We start from the raw sequence: 21720 nt of genomic DNA, 5'->3' as shown, positions 1-21720 counted from the left end.
GTCAGGAGGAGAACACCAGTTCGCGTTTGGTGACCCGGAACCAAATGATCCAGCCGAGCCCGATGGCCGACCAGACCAGACCCAGAATCATGGAATCCTTTTCCAGATGTGCCCACATGACGCCAATGGTGCCGATGCCGAGCAGCGGAAGAATCAGGTTGAATAGCCACTCTTTGGCTGAGGACAGTCGTTTGTCTCGAATGACATGAAGGGCGATGACCGACGCGTTGACCGCGGTGAACGCCACCAGCGCGCCGAAGCTGATCAATGACACGGCGGTATCCAGCCCGAAGAACATGGCGCTCATCGACAGTCCGCCGATAAACAGCACGCAGAACAGCGGGCTGCCAAGGCGCGGGTGGACGTAGCTGAACAACGAACCTGGGAAAATCCCGTCGCGCCCCATGATGTGCAGCAGGCGCGCCGCGCTGGCGTGGGAGGCCAGCGCGGAGGCGAAGGTATTAATCAGGATCGCGACCAGAAACAGCGACTGAAACAGGGCGCCGCCCACATACAGAACGATTTCCGGCATCGCTTCGGAGGGATTCTTGAACTGCGCGTTGGTCGGATAATACAGCTGAATAAACCAAGAGGCCGTGAAGAAGATGGCGCCCCCGATCAAGGCGGTCAGGAAGACGGCGCGAGGGATGGTGTGCTTCGGCGAGCGAGTCTCATTGGACAAGGTCGTCACGGCATCGAATCCCAGAAAAGAGAAGCACAGCACCGCCGCCCCACCGATGAGCGGGATCATGCTGGTGTCGCCGTTCAACAGGGGCCGCAGCGTCCAGACGGCATCGGGACCGCCCTGATGGCTGACGCCCTGAATCACCAGATAGATGAACACGCCCATCAGCACGACGGGCGCACCGACAAAGAGAAAGTTCAGGTTGGCCAATAATTTGATATTGCGACTGTTAATCCACGTGACCAGCAACGTGAAGGCGACAATCCAAATCCATGGCGGCAGCTGAGGAAACAGCGATCTCAGGTAGATACCCGCGAGCAGCGCGTTGATCATCGGCAGCAGCATATAGTCCAGCAGCGAGGCCCAGCCGACGAGGAATCCGGCCTGGTTGCCGCAGGTTTTGCGCGTGTAGGTATACGCCGAACCCGCTTCGGGAAAGGCTTTCACCATGCGGCCGTAGCTGTGCGCCGTAAGCAGAACGGCCACCAGCGCCAGCAAATAGGCGAGCGGCACACGGCCCTCGGTGAGGCCGGAGACAATCCCGAAGGTGTCGAAAACGGTCATGGGCGTCATGTACGCGACACCAATAATCACCACCTGCCATAACCCCAGTTTTCTTTGGTTCTCTGCGCTCTCTTTCGCCATAACAGTATCCCGTTTCATCCAAGAATTTATGATTGCTATGCGCTAACGGCAGCAAATAATGTGCCATCGCCAGTGTGTTAAACGGAATAATCCGGCCGGGATAATACACGTTCCCGCTGTTATCGCCTATGCCGCGAGGGAAAAGACGTTCTTGCCGCGTGAGAACCGGAATGAATAGCCCCATTTCATGGTGAAGTCATTGCACTCTTTTTCAGCACGTCACGCTATTCAGGCACCACGATGGAACAACTGTTTCATCGCTTATTATCGGCTATGGAATGTAAAATCACGCTGACTTTGACTTAATGTCATACCGCGTTGAGATGAATAAGCGGTAGATAAAAAGACTGCTGTTTATTCGGGATGCTGATGTCGTAGCGGTTGCCCGAATTCGTTTTTAGTTTTCCAGGCATTTGCCTGATCATGAACCATGATCGCCTTTTCGCCAATACGTATACACCATTTTGGTGTAAGGAATAGCATAACCTCTATACCATAAATAAAAAGACTGAAAATAGAATTTTCTTTTTTATTCTGATGCGTTAATTGCGTTTCCTATTGCATACTCTTGCGGTAAAAATAATGTTTGTCATCAATGATTTTTGAGTTTTTTATTTGCTGAAATATAAATGATTGCGGTGTATTTGATTTTTTTATTTTCTAAACAAATCCAATGCATTCAATTTCCTCACGCCGGGAAGTACCTGCTTATCAGGCATGTTTAGCTATGTTCTAAGCGCCCTCATTGATTAATGTTGATATTTACGTTGAGTGCTATGCGGAGAATGATTTTATTTTGAGTGTATTGTTTATGACATCTATCAAGAAAATTCTACAAAGAATGCTTTCCCGAAGAGATAAACAGAATGAAATATTGAGGTTAGATACCAAAGATATGCGGGTGATTGTAGAAGCGAGCCGCTGTCGGCGCGTCATTTCTGTAGCGCTGCTGAGGATATGGCTGATAAAAGTTTACACGGTATCTTTTTTCGTATAGGACGGCGATAAAAAGTGAAGCCGTACACAAAGTTTATGCATGTGATGTCTTTATTATAGAAAAAATGAATAGTTTCAAAGACGATGTGCAGAATAAAGTTGTCGGTGATATTCCTAATGCCACATTCTAAATGTGCCGTGGGCTGAGTAATTTTATGGGCGCTGGTTTCAATCGTCTGGAAAAAAGGGAATAGGCGACTGGCGATTGAAGCATCCGTGTTGCCTGAGAATATCGATAGAATTTACGATATTTGGAATTAATACCTTAGTCATATTATTTTTCCGCTGATAGATACCGTGCTGTATGAAGCTAGTGCTAAACAACATCGTTATGACGATTTTCTGATCCCCAATATACGCGTTTGGTTGAAGGGATTGGACGTATTCGGCAGTATGATGAGTATATAGGCTTCGAATGGCCGATTAACATCATCAAGCGTGAGAATGATCGCGGGATTATCGCGGTGAATTGGCTGGAGATGGCCATCGCATCGGCACGAATCTGAATTCCATTGGTGATATTTACGCTTGTTTCACTATGAGCCAACCTTCATACGGCACTATTCGTGAGCGTTCGCTGATCGAAATATAGAATGCGGACCGTCCCGATGATAAAGCGTTACGTGTTTACGACTTGTGCCATTGTCGTTATTTGGATGTCAGGGATTCGATAAAGGGAGAGATGTCGTGTCTGAGCAGTGCGGTAAGTTAAGTCTACATCAGGGAGNGGGATTTCTGGTTTCTACGCTGTTAGGTTCAGGCGTATTCATTGTTCCGGCGATGGTGGCCGGACTGGTCGGGCCGTGGGCATGGCTAGCATGGTTGAGTATGACGTTGCTGGTGCTGCCCGTGGTTTTCACCTTCGCGCTGCTAGGGCGTCAATTCCCTCACAGCGCCGGTACCGCGCATTTTGTTGAGCTGGCCTATGGACATCGCCTGCGGCAGAGCATCTCTTGGCTGTACCTGTCTGTCATCCCCATCGGGCCGCCGGTGGCGGTGATCACCGGCGCTAACTATCTGGTGTACTGTCTGGGTCTTCCACCGGTCTACTGCGGTTATTTCGCGCTGCTTATGCTGTCGCTGATTCTGATCGTCAATACTTTCAACGTGACGCTGTCGGGCAATGTGCAATTTGGGATTACCGTGCTGACGGCGCTGGTGCTCATCAGCGCTATCGTGGTGGGATTAACGGAAGCGCCAAATGCCGCACCCAAGGTCATACCGACTGGCGGCGATAGTCTATTACCGTTCTTCAAGGCGATGGGCATTATTTTCTGGTGCTTTGTGGGAATTGAGGCCGTCGCTCATCTTGCGCCGGAGTTCGCTTCTCCCGAAAGAGATTTTCCCCGCACGATGGTTATCTCTTTGACAATCGCGCTCAGCCTGTATTGTTTGCTGAGCTACACCGTGCTGCGGTTTTCTGCCTTTGGCAACGAAGTCGACAATATCTCATCATTGCCCCGGCTGATAGGGCAGGCGTTTGGGCGAACGGGGGCGATAGTGACGGGGCTAATGGGGTTTTTGACCTGTCTTGCCGCGGTCAATCTCTATATCATCAGTTTCACCCGATTGATTGTTTCAATGAAGGGAGAAGGCGCGCTAAGCCGTTTTTTGGCATACCGTAACCGTTTCCATACGCCGGTCGTGGCGACGCTGTTCGCTGTACTGCCCGTCGCCATCACCGTCGCCCTCAAGTACGGTTGCTCTATTGGTCTGGATAGCCTGATTGCCTGTGCCAATGGTGTGTTTGTGATGATCTATCTGGCCGCTTCTCTGTCGGCGTGTCGCCTGCTGCGCGGACATCAACGAGTCGTGGCGCTGTTGGCGAGCCTGTTTTGTCTTGGCGTCGCCTGTGTTATCGGCGACAACATGCGGTATGCCGTCGTGATCACGCTGCTTGCCTTTGTCTTAAGCTCATGGCGCCAGCGTCAGACGGTAGCGTCTTCCGGCGAGCCTGAGGCCTAAAACCACCGAAAGAACGCGCCTGATGCCGGGCGCGTTCTCCCTGATGGAACGGTCGATCTTCTATTTAACGAGCGCCGCGCGATGCGCCCTACAGTTCAGCGGCTGGCGCATCGCGAGGCGTTTGTCCTCTTCTCGCTACTCCGGCATGACCTCCCAGGCAATTTCACACGTCATCCAGCTGCCGATAGCCAACAGCAGCATTGCCGGCACTTGGGAAAGGAAGAAGTCGATGTCGTTGACGGACAGCTTCTTGAGCCAGGGAGATAAGTAGCAATACGCCAGATTGAAAGCCATGGTCCCCAGGCAAAACAGCGATCCCATCAGAATAAACATATCGCCGGAGCTGTTCGGCGATATGAACTGGGAAAAGAAGGAGAGATAAAAGAGGCCCGTCCGGAGGTTCTGCAGGCTGCGGGTTGTCCCCTGTAGAAAGAAGGAGGACGGATGTACCGTGGTCATCGTCGTACGTTTAGATAAATAGCGCGACGCCGGGGGCATGCGGTAAATGCGGCAGCCCTCCCAGATCAAAAACAGCGCGCCCAACAGCTTGAGGACGGTCAGCACGACGGGGGAAGCCGCCAGCGTGAAGCTGACGATCAGCCAGGATAAAATGACATAGCAATAGTAACCCAGCGCCAGTCCGACGATTCCGCTCAGCGCGGCTTTCTTGCCAAACCGATCAAAGTTACCGGTAACGCACTCCACATCCTTTCCGGGGATGGCGCAGAAGATGAATGAGGCGATGAGAAACAGAGGCCAGTTAACGTCAGTCATGGTATCCCTCGGCTTGTCTGGGCGCCAGTTTGCTCGGCAGCAGGTGGCCCCGAGCCCATTTTTTGCGTGCATCGGTCATTCCCGCTTCACCCTCCGGCGTCAACCCGTTGACACCCTGTTCGTGACGTCGGCTGTACAACAAATAGAATTCCCCGTTGGCGAAATATTTCCAGCGCCGCGACCGCATAATTAGCGGCCCACTGTGCCCTGTCTTTTTATCCCGATATAGCGTGTCATCGTCACAAGCCCATTTCATTTTCGCCTCGACTATTTTGAACGGTTTAATTATCGCCAGCCAAATAGGGTAAGGCGATAGTGTATAATGATGCTTAACCATATTGTGTAAAAAATAATTCTTTTTCATAAGAGTCACATCGTTAAAGTGAAAATAAAGGGAGGTGTCCGATGGTGACTTTTTCCCTAAAATAACGCCTAAATAGCAAAAGATAGTAAAAAAAACACATAACTATTATTGGTAATAAAATAAACAGGAAGTCAGTGGTGGAATCGTTTACAGGGGGACTGTGTGCGGGGGTATTGGCGCTGGGGTAAGAGCATTTGATGGGAAGTATCTGACGGAAAACCGTTTTTTTGCTTGGTAGCCACGTGAGGCTTTTCTGGTATTTTCGGCCTCTATCGGGTTTTCTCTGCTGTTTTCGGGTTCCCTGTGCGAGAAAAAGATCACCAGCGGGGACTATTTTCAAGATCTTGTATATCATCTTGAAATAAGGGTAATCCACTACCGTTTGGTCAGCCACGATATTACACTCCTTGTAGCATTAGGCTTGGATATAATTCGATTTTGATTGATGCTTATGTCATTAAATACTTAATCACACGGCGATTCAATTCCCACAATAATATCCTTTTTTATTAAAAAGGGAAAGTTATGGCCGGTGAGGTAAAATAAGGCTATTAAGAAAAAATCAGTAGCAAGTGATGAAAATTAGCCAGTTATTGCTTAATTTTTGTTGATCTAATGACAGGCGGAGCGGACGTCTTCATCGAGATCGTTCATTCGGCCCCGAGAGGGAACATTCGACCGGATGGCCACGATGTTGCGACCTTCCTTAAGGGAGCTTAAGGACGTGATATCGGCCCCAAGATCAGGCGATGAGGCCGATACGTCACCTGAACGCCTAGGACTCAGGCAATGCAGGGCGCAAGTCGTCTCCGGCAAGTGGATCTGGCGGACAAGGAGAGGATTGCCGTGACGCTAAACACGATAAGGGGTTATGCGACGGAGGAACTGATGACGGGTTCGCAGCGCACCTCAAAATTCACCGAGCGGGCGATGAAACACATCTCGTGAGCCTGATGCATGCAATGCATGAGCCGTTTGCAGATTCGACGCCGCCGTCACCACCAGCCGCGGCCGCAGCGTGACCGACAGAAATTGTCCCGCGCCGCTCTTTTCCTCGAGCATAACGCCTTCTGCGGCGTCCTCGTACTCCATCACATTCACGCCTGCTCCGGCGCAAAGGCCCAGATACCACAGCTTATGGCAGGCGGAGAGAGAGGCCAGCAGCAGTTCTTCCGGATTCCAAAGCGCCGCATCGCCACGAAAGCTGGGGTCCGACGATCCCAAAATGGCGGCGGCTTTACCCGGCGCGCTGATTACATGGCTGCGGCTATAACCGCGGTAGCTGTCGGTTCCGCTGCCCTGATTGCCCGTCCAACGAACGTTTATCCGGTAAGTATGCTGTTTTTCGGCCATGATATTCCCCATTGGTTTGCTATAAGCGCGGTCGCAGACATCGCACCCCCGATGGGGACGATGGCAAAATCACGTTATGCCAGTTCGGATATGCTTGGCAAGGGGCGAGCGGCATCTATAGACGCGCTGGCCGCGGACATCGCGTCATTGCGTCAGGACCAGGCTTGGGATAGGTTCGCAACGTGTTTCATCGACGGGCGGATGCCTGGGGCGGCGCCGTCGAATCGGTTTTGACTCGGCTCGTTGTGGGGGAAACGACACCGCCGCGACGTCAGCCCAATGAAAGGATGAGGATAATGGACATCATGTTGCGGCCGATGACGCAGGCCGACTCTTCGGCCGGGCATCGGCTGACTCAGCAGCTGCACTGGCCGCATCGGGTGGAGGACTGGCAAGAAGCGTTGCGGCTCGGCGAGGGAAGGGTCGCCGAGTGTGAGGGGCAGGTAGTAGGCACGGCGCTGAGCTGGCGTTGGGGCGCGGAGTGGGCCACCCTCGGTTTGATTGTGGTCGAGGATAAATTTCAGGGGCAGGGCATTGGCCGACTTCTGCTGGAACAACAAATAGCGGCGCTGGGCGACCGACAGCTCAGGCTGCATGCCACTGTCGCGGGACTTCCCCTGTATCAGTCGTTGGGCTTTAAGGCGATCGGTGAAACCCAGCAGTTTCAGACCCCTTGTCTGCAGGCGGCCCCGCGCGTGGAGGTTTCGGCCGGACAGCGGCTTCGCCTCGCCCGTGAGGGGGATCTCCCCGTATTGATTGAACAGGATAGGCAGGCCAACGGTCTGATGCGGTCGACGCTCGTATCCTATCTTTTCCATCATGCCGAACTTTGGGTGTTAGAAGAGGGCGATCGCATCGTCGGCTGGGGCGCCAGCCGTCGTTTCGGACGCGGCTGGGCACTCGGTCCGGTCATCGCCTGGCGCTTGCCGGATGCGCAGCGGATCGTCGCACAGCTCATGCAGGACAGCGTGGGCGATTTTGTGCGTATCGATACGGATGCGGCTCAAGGGCTGGGCGGAGGGTTATCTCGTTTCGGATTGACGCAGGTGGATGCGCCGGTGGTGATGGTGCGGGGCGAACCGTGGAAGAACGATGCCAAGGGGCCTCGGGCGTTCGCGCTCATGTCGCAGGCGATGGCCTGAACAAAAATACGGGACCCGATAACGGGTCCCGTCATCGATTAACGCGCCAGTGAGCACTGGGTGTCGATCAGCTCAGAGGTCGAGCCGCGGTTAAAGCCGAAGCGGACGCCCCGGTTAGCCAGCAGCAGTTTCTCACCATCGGGCGTGACGGTTAGCGCCAGTCCGTAGTTGTCTATGCTATCCCCCTGACGCTGTACATAGGCGTAGAGCTCTTTAAACGGATCGTCTCGCGTCAGATCTTGCGTGGTCAGCTTCTTCGCCAGATAGCGATGTCCACGCAGCTCTTCGCCCAGCGGCTGCCAGTCGGTCGATAGGGCATTTCCCTGTTCGCGCAGCGTCTGGTAGGCCTCGGGCCTCAGGCAGGAGATATGGATGTGCAGCTGTTCCTGCGAGCGCGCATAGCGTGAGTTGACGGCCAGCACAAGGATGTCATCCGGCAGCGTTTTGCCCGCTTCGTTGGACAGGTGCTGACGGGATTCCCAGGCGGCGGCGAAAAAAGGCGGAACGTTGTGCGCTTGCAACGCGGGGCTTTCGATCCCGGAGATTTTTTCCGTTGGGATTAACAGGTCGTGATGGGGACCATTTCTGTCTTTAAGTAGCGCGGATTGAGTTCGGCTATTGACCGCAAGACAAGGCGCGGGAGAGCCCTGCTGCTGATTGGGAACGCACTGCTCAGCGACCGTGTTCCACAGCGCATCGCTGCTGTCTCTGAACAGGAGGACCCCGATCAGCACCAGCAACACGATGACGGCCGCTATCGTGTACCCTATCTTCTTTTTCCTCTGCATGTATTACGCCTCCTGCATAATTGAATGATGGGTTCCAGATAAAAACCAGGTTGTATCCCCTTCTCGCCGCCACGGGTGATAACGGTTACATAGTGGATAGAACTTGATTCTGCATCGAAGTTTTACACGTTGTCGGGTCCGGAACCACAGATAATATAGCGGAGTTACAGAGCGAAAACATGAGGTATCCGGTATCTGCGCTAGGATAAATTGTTACGATCGCGCGTTAATACACATCGCTTCCAGCGTGTGCGCCTGACGAAATGCCCGACGCAGGGCGACTTAGAAACGGTCAATGACGCGGCCTGCGCGCAGACCGTCCCCGTTGAGAAGGGCGAGAGGGCGTTGGCGGGGATCACGCGGTCTGAAAAATGCGGGCAGTAGAGTCGTGGGTAAGGGCTCGCGCTTAGCCGGTTTGACGTTGTTTACGGAATTTTGACGCGCACATCTTCGGTTTGTTTCGGGGGGCGTCAGAGTCCGCGGCCGAGTGGCGCTCTGCCGCCACCGCCGAGGTCCAGAAAAAGGGGGCGATCTTCCGTCAGGCGGCGACGGTCGTCAGGTGCTCGGTCTTCCACAGCGCTTTCAGTATCGCATCGCTATCCACGGCGAAAGGCAGGAGCGCGGCGGAACGAATGCGCACATGGCGCGCTATGCTTTCGACTTGCTCCGGTTTCTCCGCCAGCCCCAGCTGGGTCAACGTCAACGGACTGCCGAAGCGGGACAGCAGTGCCAGCAGCGGCTGCCGCTCCTCTTCCCGCTCGGTGTTGAGCAGCGCCTGCACCACCAACCCGAAACCGACCTTCTCGCCATGCAGCCAGTGATGCAGCTCGGGCAGGCGAGTCATGCTGTTATGAATGGCGTGTGCGACGCCGACGCGGGCCACATCGTCCTTCATGCTATTCGCTAATCCCGCCAGCGCAATATTGGCGTCGATGACCTGCCGCAGTGCGCTCGTGACGCGTTGCGCTTCAATATCCTTCAGCGCCTGGTCGCCGTGACGGTTAAACGTTTCCAGCGCCAGACCTGCGGCCTGCGCCTTCAACATCAGCGCCAGCGATGTGGTATCCGCCTGCAAATAGGGTTGGAATTCGTACCACTTCGCGAGCGCATCCACGATGCCGGCTTTGAGATAGCGTGCGGGACTGCGTGCGATTACCGCACTGTCGACCAGGACCCACACCGGCAGTCGTTTCAACGGCAAGGGGGCAACATGCGCGCCTCTGCCGTCATAGATCACGCTGATTGGCGACCAGGCGGCACAGGTGGCGGCAATGGTCGGGACGGCGACCACCGGCAGCTGTCCGAGGAGGTCGCCGACGGCCTTCGCACAGTCCAGCGCGCGGCCGCCGCCGACGCCCAGAATCAGCTCGGCGTTCCACGTTCTGGCCGCCGTCGCCAGTTGGTCGATGGCCTGATGAGTACACGGACCTTGCTGGAAGGCCACTTCGTACAGGATGTTGTGTTGGCGCAGGCTGGACTCAATAGCCTGAGACGTCGCCTGCCAGGCTTGCGGGCCCGTGATAATCAAAATGCGTGAGGCCAGCGGCTCGATAAAGTCGCCCACTTCGCTGATTAACCCGTCGCGGTTGAGGTAGGTTTGCGGTGCCTGGATAGCCATCATATGCAGAGTCTCGCTGGCGGTGATAGAAATAGCCCACTTATAGCAACGCCGGCTCGCGAATCAAAAGCACGAATCTGGCAATGCATTACTTCAAAAAGAGATAACTCACCGGTGGCGGATCCACTGCTCGGAACGTCGTGACGTCGGAGGGAAACGGCGCAGGGTTTTTCGCCGATGCCTAGCCGCTTACCGCCTTAGAGCTGCCGGGTTGGGTTTTACCTGAGGCCCTCACGCACGATGGATAGCGTCTTTGACGGCGGTTTTCCGTACGCCAGTGACGCCTGGTTCTGGTTAATTATTTGATTAATATAGATAAAATTAATGCTATCGCTGGGCATTCATAAAATCATAGCGCTTTCGATAAAACTAATGGCGTGATATCTATGGGGTATCGACTCATTTTGAAGAGGCGCCTGACGAGGATGTTAACGCTACGTCAAATTCGGCATTTTATTGCGGTTGCTGAAACCGGCTCCATCTCGGCCGCCGCACAAACGGCCTTTGTTTCACAGTCGTCCCTCACGCTGGCAATTCAACAGTTGGAAACCGAAACCGGGGTGCGTTTGTTCGAACGTCACGCCAAAGGCATGACGCTCACGCATCAGGGGCATCAGTTTTTACGTCAGTCCTACCTGATTCTGGCGACGGTGGAAAATGCCACCCGTAGCCTGAAGAGCGGGAGTGAAAGCACCACGGGCTCCTTGACCGTGGGCGTGACGAGCCTGGTGGCGGGCTATTTCCTCGTCGACCTGCTCAAACATTTTAAAGACGCCTATCCCAATGTGGTGGTGCAGGTGGTGGAGGATGAGCGCCGCTACATCGAACATCTGCTGGTGAGCGGCGAGATCGACATCGGCGTGCTCATCCTCTCCAATCTCGAAGATCGCGATGCCTTGCAGACCGAAGTGCTGTGCCATTCGCCGTACCGCCTGTGGCTGCCGCCGCTGCATCCCCTGTTAGAGCGCGAGAGTATCAGCTTGGCCGATGTGGTGACGGAGCCGCTGATTCAGCTCAATGTGGATGAAATGGATATCCACGCCCGGCGGATATGGCGTAAAGCCAGTCTGAAACCGGAGATCGCCATGAAGACCACTTCGACCGAAGCCGTGCGAAGCCTCGTCGCGGCTGGGATGGGGCTTTCCGTCCTCCCGGACATGGCGTATCGCGCCTGGTCGCTGGAAGGAAATATGATAGAAGCGAGCAAATTGACCGATCCTATCGAACCATTAGAAATCGGTATGGCTTGGCGCAAAGGGAGTACTCGGCCCAAATTGGTTTCCCCCTTTCTCACCGTTGCCCGCGAAAATAGCGGGCTGCGCAAGAGTTCCTAATCCCGCCTGCATGGAAATCGAACAGCATTCGATTTATTCGAATGCTGCATTCAATAATTAATAGTGGTTGATGACCGCTGAGTTTCCTTATTGTGTTTTTAAACGCGCTATCTGACACCACGTTGGCGTTGGTTTTATGCAGATATCTCCTTCCGGGGCGCGAAAGTAGAAACAGGGAAACGCGATGTCGGATAAGGAATTTATTGGCCACTTTTCCAGCAAGCAGCTTATTGATGGTCAGTTGATTGACGGCGAAGGAACGTTGCAGGACATCGTTAACCCCGCCAATGGGGAGATCGTCGCCAGGCTGGGAGAAACAACCGCCGGGCAGGTTGACGAGGCGGTGGAGGCGGCTCAGCGAGCGTTCCCCGCGTGGGCCAGGACCACACCGGCGCAGCGCGCCATTGCACTGTTGCGTATTGCGGAGGCGATTGAGCAACAGGCCGCGTCGCTGGCGCGGCTGGAAGCCATTAACTGCGGCAAGCCCTTATATCAGGCGATCAAAGACGATCTTCCCGCCGCCGTTGATGTCTTTCGCTTTTTCGCCGGCGCGGTGCGTTGCCAGCAGGGGCAGTTGGCGGGAGAGTATCTGGACGGGCATACGTCTATGATTCGCCGGGACCCCGTCGGCGTCGTGGCCTCCATTGCGCCGTGGAATTACCCGCTGATGATGGCGGCCTGGAAAATCGCTCCGGCGCTGGCGGCGGGCAACACCGTCGTATTCAAGCCTTCCGAACACACGCCGCTGACCGTATTGGCGCTGGCGCCAACCTTCCAGGCGCTGTTGCCGCCGGGGGTGCTGAATATCATCACCGGCAGCGGCGAGAGCGCCGGCAGCGCGCTGGTCAATCATCAGAAGGTTCGGATGGTGTCCGTGACCGGCGATATTGTGACCGGTCAGCGAATTTTGAACGCTGCCGTCAGCAACGTGAAGCGCACCCATCTGGAACTGGGCGGCAAAGCCCCGGTTATCGTCTGTGACGACGCGGATATCGATGATGCCGTCAATGCGATCGCCACCTGGGGCTATTACAACGCGGGACAGGACTGTACCTCCGCCTGTCGGGTGTACGCGCAGGCGGGCATCTACGCGCAGCTGGTTGACGCGCTCGGGGCCGCGGTGTCCCGTCTGCGTCTGGCGCAGCCGCGAGATGAAGACAACCATCTGGGACCGTTGATCAGCGCCCGCCAGCGCGACCGGGTTTCCAGTTTCGTCGAACGCGCGCTGAGTCAACCACACATAGAACGAGTTGCGAGCGCGGGCGCAGTGGACGGCCCCGGCTTTTACTACCCGCCGACACTGTTAGCCGGTTGCCTGCAAAGCGACGAAATTGTGCAGCGCGAGGTCTTCGGCCCGGTGGTCAGCGTCACCCGTTTTACATCGCTCGAACAAGCGCTGTTGTGGTCGAACGAATCGGAGTATGGGCTGGCGTCTTCGGTCTGGACGCAGAATATTGATACCGCCATGCAGATGGCAGCCAGTTTGCAATACGGGACGACGTGGATCAATAGCCATTTCTCGCTTATTAGCGAAATGCCGCATGGGGGATTAAAACGTTCTGGATATGGCAATGATCTTTCAAGTTATTCATTACAAAGTTACAGCGTGGTTCGGCATATTATGGCCAAATTCAAACGACAATTTTAATGCCGAATTCCGGCGATAGTATTTTCTTATTATAAAACGCACACACAGATAATAAAAAATGAGTGGCGTTATTGTGCCACAAATAAGCCAATGCTTGACGGGGGAACAGTATGGAAAAATATTATGCCAGGAAGTCATTGTCCGCTATTGGTATGGGCGTCTTGTGTGCATTGAATATGGCCCACGCGACCGCGCCGGAATTATCCGCTCAAGGGGAAGGGCGTCTCGATATCGTTGCCTGGCCCGGATATATCGAACGGGGTCAAAGCGATAAAAACTACGACTGGGTCACGCAGTTCGAACAGGAAACCCGTTGCCAGGTCAATGTCAAAACCGCGGCGACCTCGGATGAAATGGTCAGCCTGATGGCGAAAGGCGGATACGATCTGGTGACGGCCTCCGGCGATGCATCGCTGAGACTGATCTATGGCAAGCGTGTTCAGCCGATTGAGCCCGCCGCCATCCCTAACTGGAAAAGCATCGACCCCCGGCTGATGAATGCGCCGTGGTACACGGTCGGCGGCAAAATCTATGGCACTCCATATCAGTGGGGGCCTAACCTGCTGATGTATAACACGAAGGTTTTCCCGTCTCCGCCGGAAAGCTGGTCGGTGGTGTTTGCTGCGCAGACGTTGCCCGACGGTAAGACGAATCAGGGTCGGGTGCAGGCTTACGATGGTCCGATTTACATTGCCGATGCGGCGTTGTACCTGAAAAACACCCAGCCTGAGCTGGGTATTTCCGACCCTTATCAACTAACGGAGCCTCAGTATCAGGCGGCTCTGACGCTGTTACGCAGCCAGCACGCGCTGATACATCGCTATTGGCATGACACCTCCGTTCAGATGAGCGACTTCAAAAATGAGGGCGTGGCGGCATCGAGNGCTTGGCCGTATCAGGCGAATGCGCTCAAGAACGAAGGGCAGCCGATCGGAACCGTATTGCCGAAAGAGGGCGTGACTGGGTGGGCGGACACCACCATGCTGGCATCGGACGCCAAACATCCGGTGTGCGCTTACAAATGGATGAACTGGTCGCTACAGCCCAAAGTGCAGGGCGATGTCGCCGCCTGGTTCGGCTCCGTACCGGCTGTGCCGGCCGCCTGTAAAGACAATGCGCTGCTGGGAGCCGAAGGGTGTAAAAATAACGGCGCAGCGCAGTTCGATAAAATCGCATTCTGGAAAACGCCGCAGTCAGAAGGCGGGAAATACGTCCCTTACAGCCGCTGGACTCAGGATTATATTGCCATTATGGGCGGCCGTTAAATTCAAAGAATGGAGAGAAAATAACAGGTAACTTTCAGCCGACGAAATCAAATCTATTATTTCTCGGCTGAGGGGGTAATCGTTAAGCTTTTTTTAATTCAAATCGCATTCGTTATTTTTTCCCTTTTTGTTTTATTTTCGATTGGGTTTTCATTCTCGGAAAGAATAATCCGGTCTGCCAGGAGTTCATTATGCCCAACGCTGTGGAATTTATTGACGTATGCCGATTTTTTGGGGACGTCCGCGCTGTGGATCATGTTTCCATCGACATCAAAGAGGGTGAATTCTTTTCCATGCTCGGCCCGTCCGGCTCAGGAAAAACGACCTGTCTGAGACTGATCGCCGGCTTCGAACACATTTCCTCGGGTTCCATCCGTATTCACGGACGCGAAGCCGCCGGGCTGGCGCCTTATCAGCGTGATGTGAACACCGTCTTTCAGGATTACGCGCTGTTTCCACATATGACCGTGCTGGACAACGTGGCCTACGGGCTGCGTGTAAAAGGCGTGGGTAAACGCGAACGTCGCGCCCGAGCGCAGGAGGCGCTGGAACGTGTGGCGCTCGGGTTTGTTGCGGCGCGAAAACCGGCTCAGCTGTCCGGTGGGCAACGTCAGCGCGTGGCGCTGGCGCGCGCGTTGGTCAATCAGCCCAGCGTGCTGTTGCTCGATGAGCCGCTCGGCGCGCTGGACCTCAAACTGCGCGAGCAGATGCAGGGCGAACTTAAAACGCTCCAGCGCCAGCTCGGCATCACCTTTATCTTCGTGACGCACGATCAGGGCGAAGCCTTGTCGATGTCCGACCGGGTTGCGGTATTCAATAACGGCCGCATCGAGCAGGTGGATACGCCGCGCGAGCTGTACATGAACCCCAGGACGCCGTTTGTGGCGGAGTTTGTCGGCACATCCAACGTGTTGTCGGCAGCGCAGGCGTTGCGGCTGACCGGCGCGGCGGAGCGGTTCGCCGTTCGCCCGGAACACATTCGCCTGCTGGAACCCGCGCCGGGCGGGGACACGGAGGATATTTGCGTCTCGGCGCAGATTAAAGATATTCATTATCAGGGCGCCGCGACCCGCTACGAGCTGGTGCTGGAGACCGGCGAGCGCCTACTGGCGAGCGAAACCAACCATCAGCGCGTCGCCGCTCAGCCCGCCTGGACGATCGGCCAACCGCTTATCGCCTGTTGGGCGCGTAGCGCTATGGTCGCGTTGCAGGAGGTGAGCTGAGATGACGACCGCAGACATCTTGCTTCCCGCCGTCCGTCGAGGTGCGTTGCATCGACTGCTCGACTTCTTCTATCGGCGTCCAGGCTTTTATCTGGCGCTGCTGCTGGCGCCGCCGCTGCTGTGGTTCGGCGCCGTCTATCTGGGCTCGCTTCTGACGCTGCTGTGGCAGGGGTTTTATACCTTTGACGATTTCACGATGACGGTGTCGCCGACGCTGACGTTGGCGAACATCGCGGCGCTGTTCAGCCCGACAAATTACGACATTATTGCGCGCACGGTGGTGATGGCGGTGTGCGTCACGCTGTTCAGCGCCGTGATAGCGTTTCCCATCGCCTATTACATGGCGCGCTATACGCGGGGTAAGCAGAAAGCCTTTTTCTATGTCGCGGTGATGATGCCCATGTGGGCCAGCTATATCGTCAAGGCCTACGCCTGGACGCTCTTGTTATCACGGGATGGCGTCATTCTGTGGTTTCTGCGTCACCTCGGGCTGGAAGGGGGCTTGAACAGCCTGCTGCTGCTGCCGGGTATTGGCGGGAATACGCTGTCGACTTCCGGGCTGGGGCGCTTTCTGGTGTTCGTCTATATCTGGCTGCCGTTTATGATCCTGCCGATCCAGGCGGCGCTGGAACGTCTGCCGGTATCGCTGATTCAGGCGTCGGAGGATTTGGGCGCGCAGCCGCAACAGACCTTTCGCTATGTCATCCTGCCGCTGGCGGTGCCGGGCATCGCCGCGGGCTCCATCTTTACCTTCTCACTCACGCTAGGCGACTTCATCGTTCCGCAGCTGGTCGGGCCGCCGGGCTATTTCATCGGCAACATGGTTTATTCCCAGCAGGGGGCCATCGGCAACCTGCCGATGGCGGCCGCGTTCACGCTGGTGCCGATTGTCCTGATTGCAATCTATCTCTCGCTGGTAAAACGACTGGGGGCTTTCGATGCACTCTAAACGCGCGCCGTTACCGCTCCGGCTGGCGGCCTGGGGCGGACTGCTGTTTCTGCATGTTCCGCTGCTGGTCATCGCCGTTTACGCGTTCAATACCGAAGAGGCGGCGTTCAGTTTCCCGCCCAAAGGCTTCACACTCCGTTGGTTCCAACTCGCGGCGGAGCGGCAAGATATTTTCGAGTCCGTCAGCCTGTCGTTGCAGATCGCCTGTCTTTCCACGCTGATTGCGCTGGTGCTTGGCACGCTGGCCGCCGCCGCGCTGTATCGTCGGGACTTTTTCGGTAGGAACAGCATCACGCTGATGTTGATGCTGCCGCTGGCGCTGCCGGGCATTATCACCGGTCTGGCGCTGCTGGCCGCTTTCCACGCGGCGGACATCGAGCCCGGCATGATGACGATCGTCATCGGACACGCCACGTTTTGCATTGTGATTGTGTTCAACAATGCCATCGCCCGGTTCCGGCGCATTTCTCACTCTCTGATCGAGGCATCGATGGATCTGGGCGCCGACGGCTGGCAGACCTTCCGATACATCATGCTTCCCAATCTGGCGACGGCGCTGCTGGCAGGCGGGATGCTGGCCTTCGCGCTGTCCTTTGATGAAATTATCGTCACGACGTTTACCGCAGGCCATGAGCGCACCTTGCCTATTTGGCTGTTGAATCAGCTGGGGCGGCCGCGCGACGTGCCGGTGACCAACGTGGTGGCGCTATGCCTGATGGTCTTGACCATGATCCCGATCCTTGGGGCCTGGTATCTCACAAAAGAAACCACAGAGGTGTCCGGCGATGGCAAATAGCCCGCGGGCCGCTGAAAAGGAACGTCATAGCGTGCGTGCTGTGATGCGAAACAATGACTGAGGACAAAATGATGCAGACAAACATGGTGATCAACGGACATTTAGTCGCCGGCGAAGGCAGTGCCCTGCCTGTCTATAACCCGGCCACTGGAGAGGAAATCGCGCACATTGCTCAGGCGTCCCCGGAGCAGATCGCGCTGGCGGTGGAAAGCGCCGATCGGGCTTTCGCATCGTGGGGTCAGACCACCCCGAAAACGCGTGCGGAGTGCCTGCTGCAGATTGCGGACTGCATTGAGCAGAATGCGGAGACGTTCTCTCGCCTGGAGTCGCTCAACTGCGGCAAGCCGTATCACGCCGTACTGAACGATGAGATCCCGGCGATAGCGGATGTCTTCCGCTACTTCGCGGGCGCCTGTCGCTGTATGAACGGGATGGCCAGCGGAGAATATCTGGAGGAACACACGTCGATGATCCGCCGCGATCCGCTCGGCGTCGTCGCTTCTATCGCGCCTTGGAACTATCCGCTGATGATGGCGGCCTGGAAGCTGGGCCCGGCGCTGGCGGCTGGCAACTGCGCCGTCATTAAACCCTCAGAGCAGACGCCGCTGACGACGCTGAAGCTGGCCGAACTGGCGATGAGCATTCTGCCCGATGGGGTGCTGAACGTGGTATTCGGCGACGGGCCTACCGTCGGCGATGTCCTGACCCAGCATGACAAAGTGCGGATGGTGTCGTTAACCGGCTCTATTCCGACCGGGCAGCACATCATTCGCCATACGTCGTCCACCGTAAAACGTACGCATATGGAACTGGGCGGCAAAGCGCCGGTTATCGTCTTTGACGACGCGGATATCCCGGCGGCGGTAGAGGCGATCCGCAACTTCGGCTTCTACAACGCCGGACAGGACTGTACCGCCGCCTGTCGCGTCTATGCCCAGAAGGGGATTTACGATCGGCTGGTGGCGGCGTTAGGCGAGGCGATTGCATCACTCAAGGTGGGGTCTCCGGAGGATGAAACCACGGAGCTGGGGCCGTTGATCACCGCCGCGCATCGCGACCGCGTCGCTGGATTCGTCGAACGGGCGAAGGCGTTGCCGCATATTTCGGTGGTGACCGGCGGGGAGAAAGTCGCGGGCCCGGGGTATTACTTCCAGCCAACGCTGCTGGCCGGGGCGTTGCAGGAGGATGAGATCGTCCAGAAGGAGGTGTTCGGGCCGGTGGTCAGCGTGACGGTATTCGAGGACGAAGCCGAGGTGTTGGCGTGGGCCAATAACTCGACGTACGGGTTGGCTTCTTCCGTCTGGACGCGGGATTTAGGCCGGGCGCATCGTCTGAGCGCACGACTGCAATACGGCTGCACCTGGGTGAATACGCACTTCATGCTGGTCAGCGAAATGCCGCACGGGGGCCAGAAACAGTCCGGTTACGGCAAAGATATGTCGATGTATGGGTTGGAGGATTATACGGTCGTACGACACATCATGATTAAACACTGACAGAAGGGCGGGCGCCCACCCGGGACGCCCGCCAATGTTTGTCAGACATTATCCAGATTAATGCCGCGCGTTTTCGGCCCCCACACGCCCACCGACAGCATCACCATCAACATACTGAATACGATGAAGATCACGACGCTGACGCTACCCACATGCTGTAATAACAGCCCAATCAGGATGCTGGTGAACGCCGTTGACAGCCGGCTAAACGAGTAACAAAAGCCGACGGCCCGCGCGCGAATCCGCGTGGGGAATATCTCGGCCTGATAGGCGTGGTAGCTAATTGTCAGCCAGGCGTTGGAGTAGGTGATGAGGAAGCCGCAGGCGATCAGCAGCAGCGGATGCGCCTGCTGGGTGAACAGCAAGCCGAACACCACGGTCATCAGACACGAACCGACAATCTGCCATTTGTGCTCGAAGCGTCCTACATACAGGCTGCACAACAGGCAGCCGATGGGATAGGCCAGCGTGATGAAAAAGGCGTAAAACAGGCTCTGGGTAATCCCCGCGCCCTGTCCGGACAGCAGCGACGGTAGCCAGTTGCCGAAGCCAAAGAACCCGATGGATTGGAAGAAGTTCATGGCGACCAGCATCAGCGTGCGCTGGCGATATTCCGGTGCCCAGATATCGCGGAATCTGCCGCGCGGAGCCGGTTCCTGCGACGTATTCTCAGCCTGGACATAATGGCTCTGTGGCGTCATGCCGCAACGTTGCTCCATATCGCATAGCACCTGATGGGCCTCGTCATGTCGTCCTTGCTGCGCCAGCCAGCGGGCGGACTCGGGCAGGTTTTTGCGCAGCACCCAGATTAAGACCGAGCTGGCGGCGCCCGCGATAACGACCCAGCGCCAGCCGCTGATCTCGAAAAAGGTGTGAGGCACCAGCCACCAGGACATCAGCGCCACCGTCGGCACCGAAAGAAATTGAATAAAGAACGCAAAGGCGAACGCCTTGCTGCGCAAAGAGGTCGGCATCCATTCGCTGAGATAGGCGTCGATGGTGACCAGTTCAATCCCAAGCCCAATGCCGACCAGAAAGCGGCACAAGATGACGCCTTCTGCGCTGCTTTGCATCGCCATCAGGAAAGATAGCGCACCGTACCAGGCCAGCGCATACATGAAGGTCATCTTGCGGCCCAACCTGTCGGCCCACGGCGCCAGCAGGCTGGCGCCGACAAACAGGCCCAGAAACGTGGCCGATGCAAAGCTGGCCTGATCGGTAATGTGGAACAGACCCTCTTTGCCCATGTGAAAAATGTGCTCGGCCACCAGTCCGCTGCTGATGTACGCGGTTTGAAAGAGGTCATACAGCTCGAAAAATCCCCCGAGCGAAAGCAGGGCGATAAAGCGCCAAAGCCCTGCGGAAGAGCGCAGTCGGTTAATCCGCGAGGTGAGATCGAAACCGGGGTGCGCGCCGGCGGCGGCGTCCAATGGGGTGCTGGGGGAGTGCATGTTGTGTCTTCCTTATCACGATAAATGCGTTATGCGGATTGATTCAGATGGCGACAGGTATCACCTTGAGCGTCCAACACGACCTCCCCCGGGTTAGCGAGGCGGGAACACGTCTTGGGCAAACTGCGGGCCATCATAAGATGCCGTGCCGGCGCTCGCCAGTCTGGCGTGAATTTCGGGGGATCACCCCCGCGTATATTAATAAGCTTTTGCTATTAGTGTCCGCAGAAAAAGTTCTTAATATGAAAACCTCTTTTTGACGTTTAGCCGGATGGCCCGCAGGTGTTGACGGGCGCGAACGGATCTTCAACGTCAGGCCGTTCCCACGGCCTCTCTCTAGACAAGGAACTGCTATGTTCAACTCCGAAGATGCCATCACCTGCGCAACACTAATTCGTCGAAAACGGCCTGACTTTAAGCCGGAGGCGGCGTTGATTCTCGGCTCCGGCCTCGGCGAGCTGGCTGACGCCATGACCGACACCACTGAATTCGACTACGCCGAACTGCCCGGTTTCCCGGTCAGTAGCGTGGAAGGCCACGCAGGCAAGCTGGTGGCGGGTTATCTGGAAGGCGTTCCGGTCTTGTGCATGAAAGGCCGTGGTCATTACTACGAAGGCCGGGGCATGACGGTGATGACGACCGCCGTGCGGACGTTCCGGCTGTTGGGCTGTGAGTTCCTACTGGTGACGAGCGCGGCGGGATCGCTGCGTCAGTCGGTGGCTCCCGGCCGGTTAGTCGCGTTGACCGACCATATCAACTTCATGCCGGAATCGCCGCTGGTGGGTGAGAATGACGAACGCTTCGGGCCGCGTTTCTTCAGTCTGGCCAATGCTTATGACAGCGAGCTGCGCGGCGATCTGCATCAGGTCGCCACCCACTTGGGGATCGATCTCGCCGAGGGCGTGTTCGCCGGGTACACCGGTCCTAACTTTGAAACGCCAGCTGAAATTCGCATGATGAAAATGGTGGGATGCGATGTGGTGGGGATGTCGGTGGTGCCCGAGGTTTTGGCCGCGCGCCACTGCGGTTTGAAGGTGCTCGCGGTATCTGCGATGACGAATTATGCCGAAGGGATGTCCGACACAGTGCTGTCGCACGAGCAAACGTTGCGATGCGCGGCGCTGGCCTCTGGGGACTTCATCCGGTTGATCCGCGCATTTTTCAAAGCGCGCGTCGCCTAACGTCACGCGGCGTTGGGGTGGCGGGCGATAGGGCGGGGTAGCCCGCT

The 21720-nt window shown here is 56.3% G+C and carries 16 protein-coding genes and 1 pseudogene; 10 read left to right on the top strand and 7 right to left on the bottom strand.

Going from position 1 to position 21720, the window contains the following annotated elements; genetic code table 11:
• Position 1 precedes the first annotated feature (1 nt).
• Complete coding sequence (locus tag SB13_RS07975) at positions 2 to 1330, bottom strand: APC family permease (protein ID WP_152545825.1); 1329 nt, start codon at positions 1328 to 1330, stop codon at positions 2 to 4.
• A 1632-nt stretch (positions 1331 to 2962) separates the two neighbouring features.
• Between SB13_RS07975 and yjeH the strand changes: the two genes are divergently transcribed.
• The gene (gene yjeH / locus SB13_RS07970) at positions 2963 to 4291 is read left to right on the top strand and encodes an L-methionine/branched-chain amino acid transporter (protein ID WP_081821836.1); all 1329 of its coding nucleotides are present in this window, start codon (positions 2963 to 2965) and stop codon (positions 4289 to 4291) included.
• Positions 4292 to 4426: 135 nt separating this feature from the next.
• Here the strand turns inward: yjeH and SB13_RS07965 are convergent, their stop codons facing one another.
• From SB13_RS07965 to SB13_RS07950, 3 genes and pseudogenes are all read right to left on the bottom strand, one after another.
• Positions 4427 to 5065, bottom strand: coding sequence for a LysE family translocator (locus SB13_RS07965; protein ID WP_026739837.1), 639 nt, complete (start codon positions 5063 to 5065; stop codon positions 4427 to 4429).
• Positions 5058 to 5429, bottom strand: a complete 372-nt coding sequence (locus SB13_RS17860) for a hypothetical protein (protein WP_026739836.1) — start codon at positions 5427 to 5429, stop codon at positions 5058 to 5060. The genes SB13_RS07965 and SB13_RS17860 overlap by 8 nt, the downstream gene beginning before the upstream one ends.
• A gap of 869 nt (positions 5430 to 6298) precedes the next feature.
• Positions 6299 to 6782 (bottom strand): annotated as a pseudogene (locus SB13_RS07950) (OsmC family protein).
• Positions 6783 to 7078: 296 nt separating this feature from the next.
• Between SB13_RS07950 and SB13_RS07940 the strand changes: the two are divergent.
• Positions 7079 to 7924, top strand: coding sequence for a GNAT family N-acetyltransferase (locus tag SB13_RS07940; RefSeq protein ID WP_026739833.1), 846 nt, complete (start codon positions 7079 to 7081; stop codon positions 7922 to 7924).
• Positions 7925 to 7962: 38 nt separating this feature from the next.
• On the opposite strand, the gene SB13_RS07935 is transcribed toward SB13_RS07940, so the two are convergent.
• Positions 7963 to 8712 carry a CDP-diacylglycerol diphosphatase gene (locus tag SB13_RS07935; RefSeq protein WP_026739832.1) on the bottom strand — a complete coding sequence of 250 codons (750 nt, stop codon included), beginning with the start codon at positions 8710 to 8712 and terminating at the stop codon, positions 7963 to 7965.
• A 538-nt stretch (positions 8713 to 9250) separates the two neighbouring features.
• Positions 9251 to 10333 (bottom strand): iron-containing alcohol dehydrogenase family protein, encoded by a 1083-nt coding sequence (locus SB13_RS07930; RefSeq protein ID WP_026739831.1) that lies wholly within the window; start codon positions 10331 to 10333, stop codon positions 9251 to 9253.
• A 422-nt stretch (positions 10334 to 10755) separates the two neighbouring features.
• Here SB13_RS07930 and SB13_RS07925 point away from each other — a divergent pair, with 422 nt between their 5' ends.
• From SB13_RS07925 to patD, 7 genes are all read left to right on the top strand, one after another.
• Positions 10756 to 11664, top strand: coding sequence for a LysR substrate-binding domain-containing protein (locus SB13_RS07925; protein WP_026739830.1), 909 nt, complete (start codon positions 10756 to 10758; stop codon positions 11662 to 11664).
• Positions 11665 to 11848: 184 nt separating this feature from the next.
• Complete coding sequence (locus SB13_RS07920; protein WP_026739829.1) at positions 11849 to 13312, top strand: gamma-aminobutyraldehyde dehydrogenase; 1464 nt, start codon at positions 11849 to 11851, stop codon at positions 13310 to 13312.
• 152 nt (positions 13313 to 13464) lie between these two features.
• Positions 13465 to 14577 (top strand): putative ABC transporter substrate-binding protein YdcS, encoded by a 1113-nt coding sequence (ydcS, locus tag SB13_RS07915; protein WP_394296369.1) that lies wholly within the window; start codon positions 13465 to 13467, stop codon positions 14575 to 14577.
• A gap of 191 nt (positions 14578 to 14768) precedes the next feature.
• The gene (locus tag SB13_RS07910) at positions 14769 to 15800 is read left to right on the top strand and encodes an ABC transporter ATP-binding protein (protein WP_026739827.1); all 1032 of its coding nucleotides are present in this window, start codon (positions 14769 to 14771) and stop codon (positions 15798 to 15800) included.
• Position 15801: 1 nt separating this feature from the next.
• Positions 15802 to 16749 carry an ABC transporter permease gene (locus SB13_RS07905; protein ID WP_026739826.1) on the top strand — a complete coding sequence of 316 codons (948 nt, stop codon included), beginning with the start codon at positions 15802 to 15804 and terminating at the stop codon, positions 16747 to 16749.
• On the top strand, positions 16739 to 17545 hold the full coding sequence (locus tag SB13_RS07900) for an ABC transporter permease (RefSeq protein WP_026739825.1): 807 nt from the start codon (positions 16739 to 16741) through the stop codon (positions 17543 to 17545). Before SB13_RS07905 ends, SB13_RS07900 begins: the two co-directional genes overlap by 11 nt.
• A gap of 71 nt (positions 17546 to 17616) precedes the next feature.
• Complete coding sequence (patD, locus tag SB13_RS07895; protein ID WP_026739824.1) at positions 17617 to 19041, top strand: aminobutyraldehyde dehydrogenase; 1425 nt, start codon at positions 17617 to 17619, stop codon at positions 19039 to 19041.
• A 41-nt stretch (positions 19042 to 19082) separates the two neighbouring features.
• Here the strand turns inward: patD and SB13_RS07890 are convergent, their stop codons facing one another.
• On the bottom strand, positions 19083 to 20492 hold the full coding sequence (locus tag SB13_RS07890) for an MFS transporter (RefSeq protein WP_026739823.1): 1410 nt from the start codon (positions 20490 to 20492) through the stop codon (positions 19083 to 19085).
• Between the two features lie 353 nt (positions 20493 to 20845).
• Between SB13_RS07890 and xapA the strand changes: the two genes are divergently transcribed.
• A complete protein-coding gene (xapA, locus tag SB13_RS07885; protein WP_026739822.1) occupies positions 20846 to 21673 on the top strand; it encodes a xanthosine phosphorylase in 828 nt (275 codons plus the stop codon).
• The last annotated feature ends 47 nt before the right edge of the window (positions 21674 to 21720 follow it).

The organism is Lonsdalea quercina subsp. quercina, from assembly GCF_000688695.1.
GTDB lineage: Bacteria > Pseudomonadota > Gammaproteobacteria > Enterobacterales > Enterobacteriaceae > Lonsdalea > Lonsdalea quercina_D.
The sequence above is the reverse complement of the archived record's forward strand: the minus strand, read 5'-3'. Positions and strand labels throughout refer to the sequence as shown.

Coding starts and splice junctions, on each gene's coding strand:
- SB13_RS07940 (WP_026739833.1), top strand. CDS start 7,079: ATGGACATCATGTTGCGGCCGATGACGCAGGCCGACTCTTCGGCCGGG.
- SB13_RS07965 (WP_026739837.1), bottom strand. CDS start 5,065: ATGACTGACGTTAACTGGCCTCTGTTTCTCATCGCCTCATTCATCTTC.
- SB13_RS07930 (WP_026739831.1), bottom strand. CDS start 10,333: ATGATGGCTATCCAGGCACCGCAAACCTACCTCAACCGCGACGGGTTA.
- SB13_RS07975 (WP_152545825.1), bottom strand. CDS start 1,330: ATGGCGAAAGAGAGCGCAGAGAACCAAAGAAAACTGGGGTTATGGCAG.
- SB13_RS07925 (WP_026739830.1), top strand. CDS start 10,756: ATGTTAACGCTACGTCAAATTCGGCATTTTATTGCGGTTGCTGAAACC.
- SB13_RS07905 (WP_026739826.1), top strand. CDS start 15,802: ATGACGACCGCAGACATCTTGCTTCCCGCCGTCCGTCGAGGTGCGTTG.
- SB13_RS07935 (WP_026739832.1), bottom strand. CDS start 8,712: ATGCAGAGGAAAAAGAAGATAGGGTACACGATAGCGGCCGTCATCGTG.
- SB13_RS07920 (WP_026739829.1), top strand. CDS start 11,849: ATGTCGGATAAGGAATTTATTGGCCACTTTTCCAGCAAGCAGCTTATT.
- SB13_RS07910 (WP_026739827.1), top strand. CDS start 14,769: ATGCCCAACGCTGTGGAATTTATTGACGTATGCCGATTTTTTGGGGAC.
- SB13_RS17860 (WP_026739836.1), bottom strand. CDS start 5,429: ATGAAAAAGAATTATTTTTTACACAATATGGTTAAGCATCATTATACA.
- patD (WP_026739824.1), top strand. CDS start 17,617: ATGCAGACAAACATGGTGATCAACGGACATTTAGTCGCCGGCGAAGGC.
- xapA (WP_026739822.1), top strand. CDS start 20,846: ATGTTCAACTCCGAAGATGCCATCACCTGCGCAACACTAATTCGTCGA.
- SB13_RS07890 (WP_026739823.1), bottom strand. CDS start 20,492: ATGCACTCCCCCAGCACCCCATTGGACGCCGCCGCCGGCGCGCACCCC.
- SB13_RS07900 (WP_026739825.1), top strand. CDS start 16,739: ATGCACTCTAAACGCGCGCCGTTACCGCTCCGGCTGGCGGCCTGGGGC.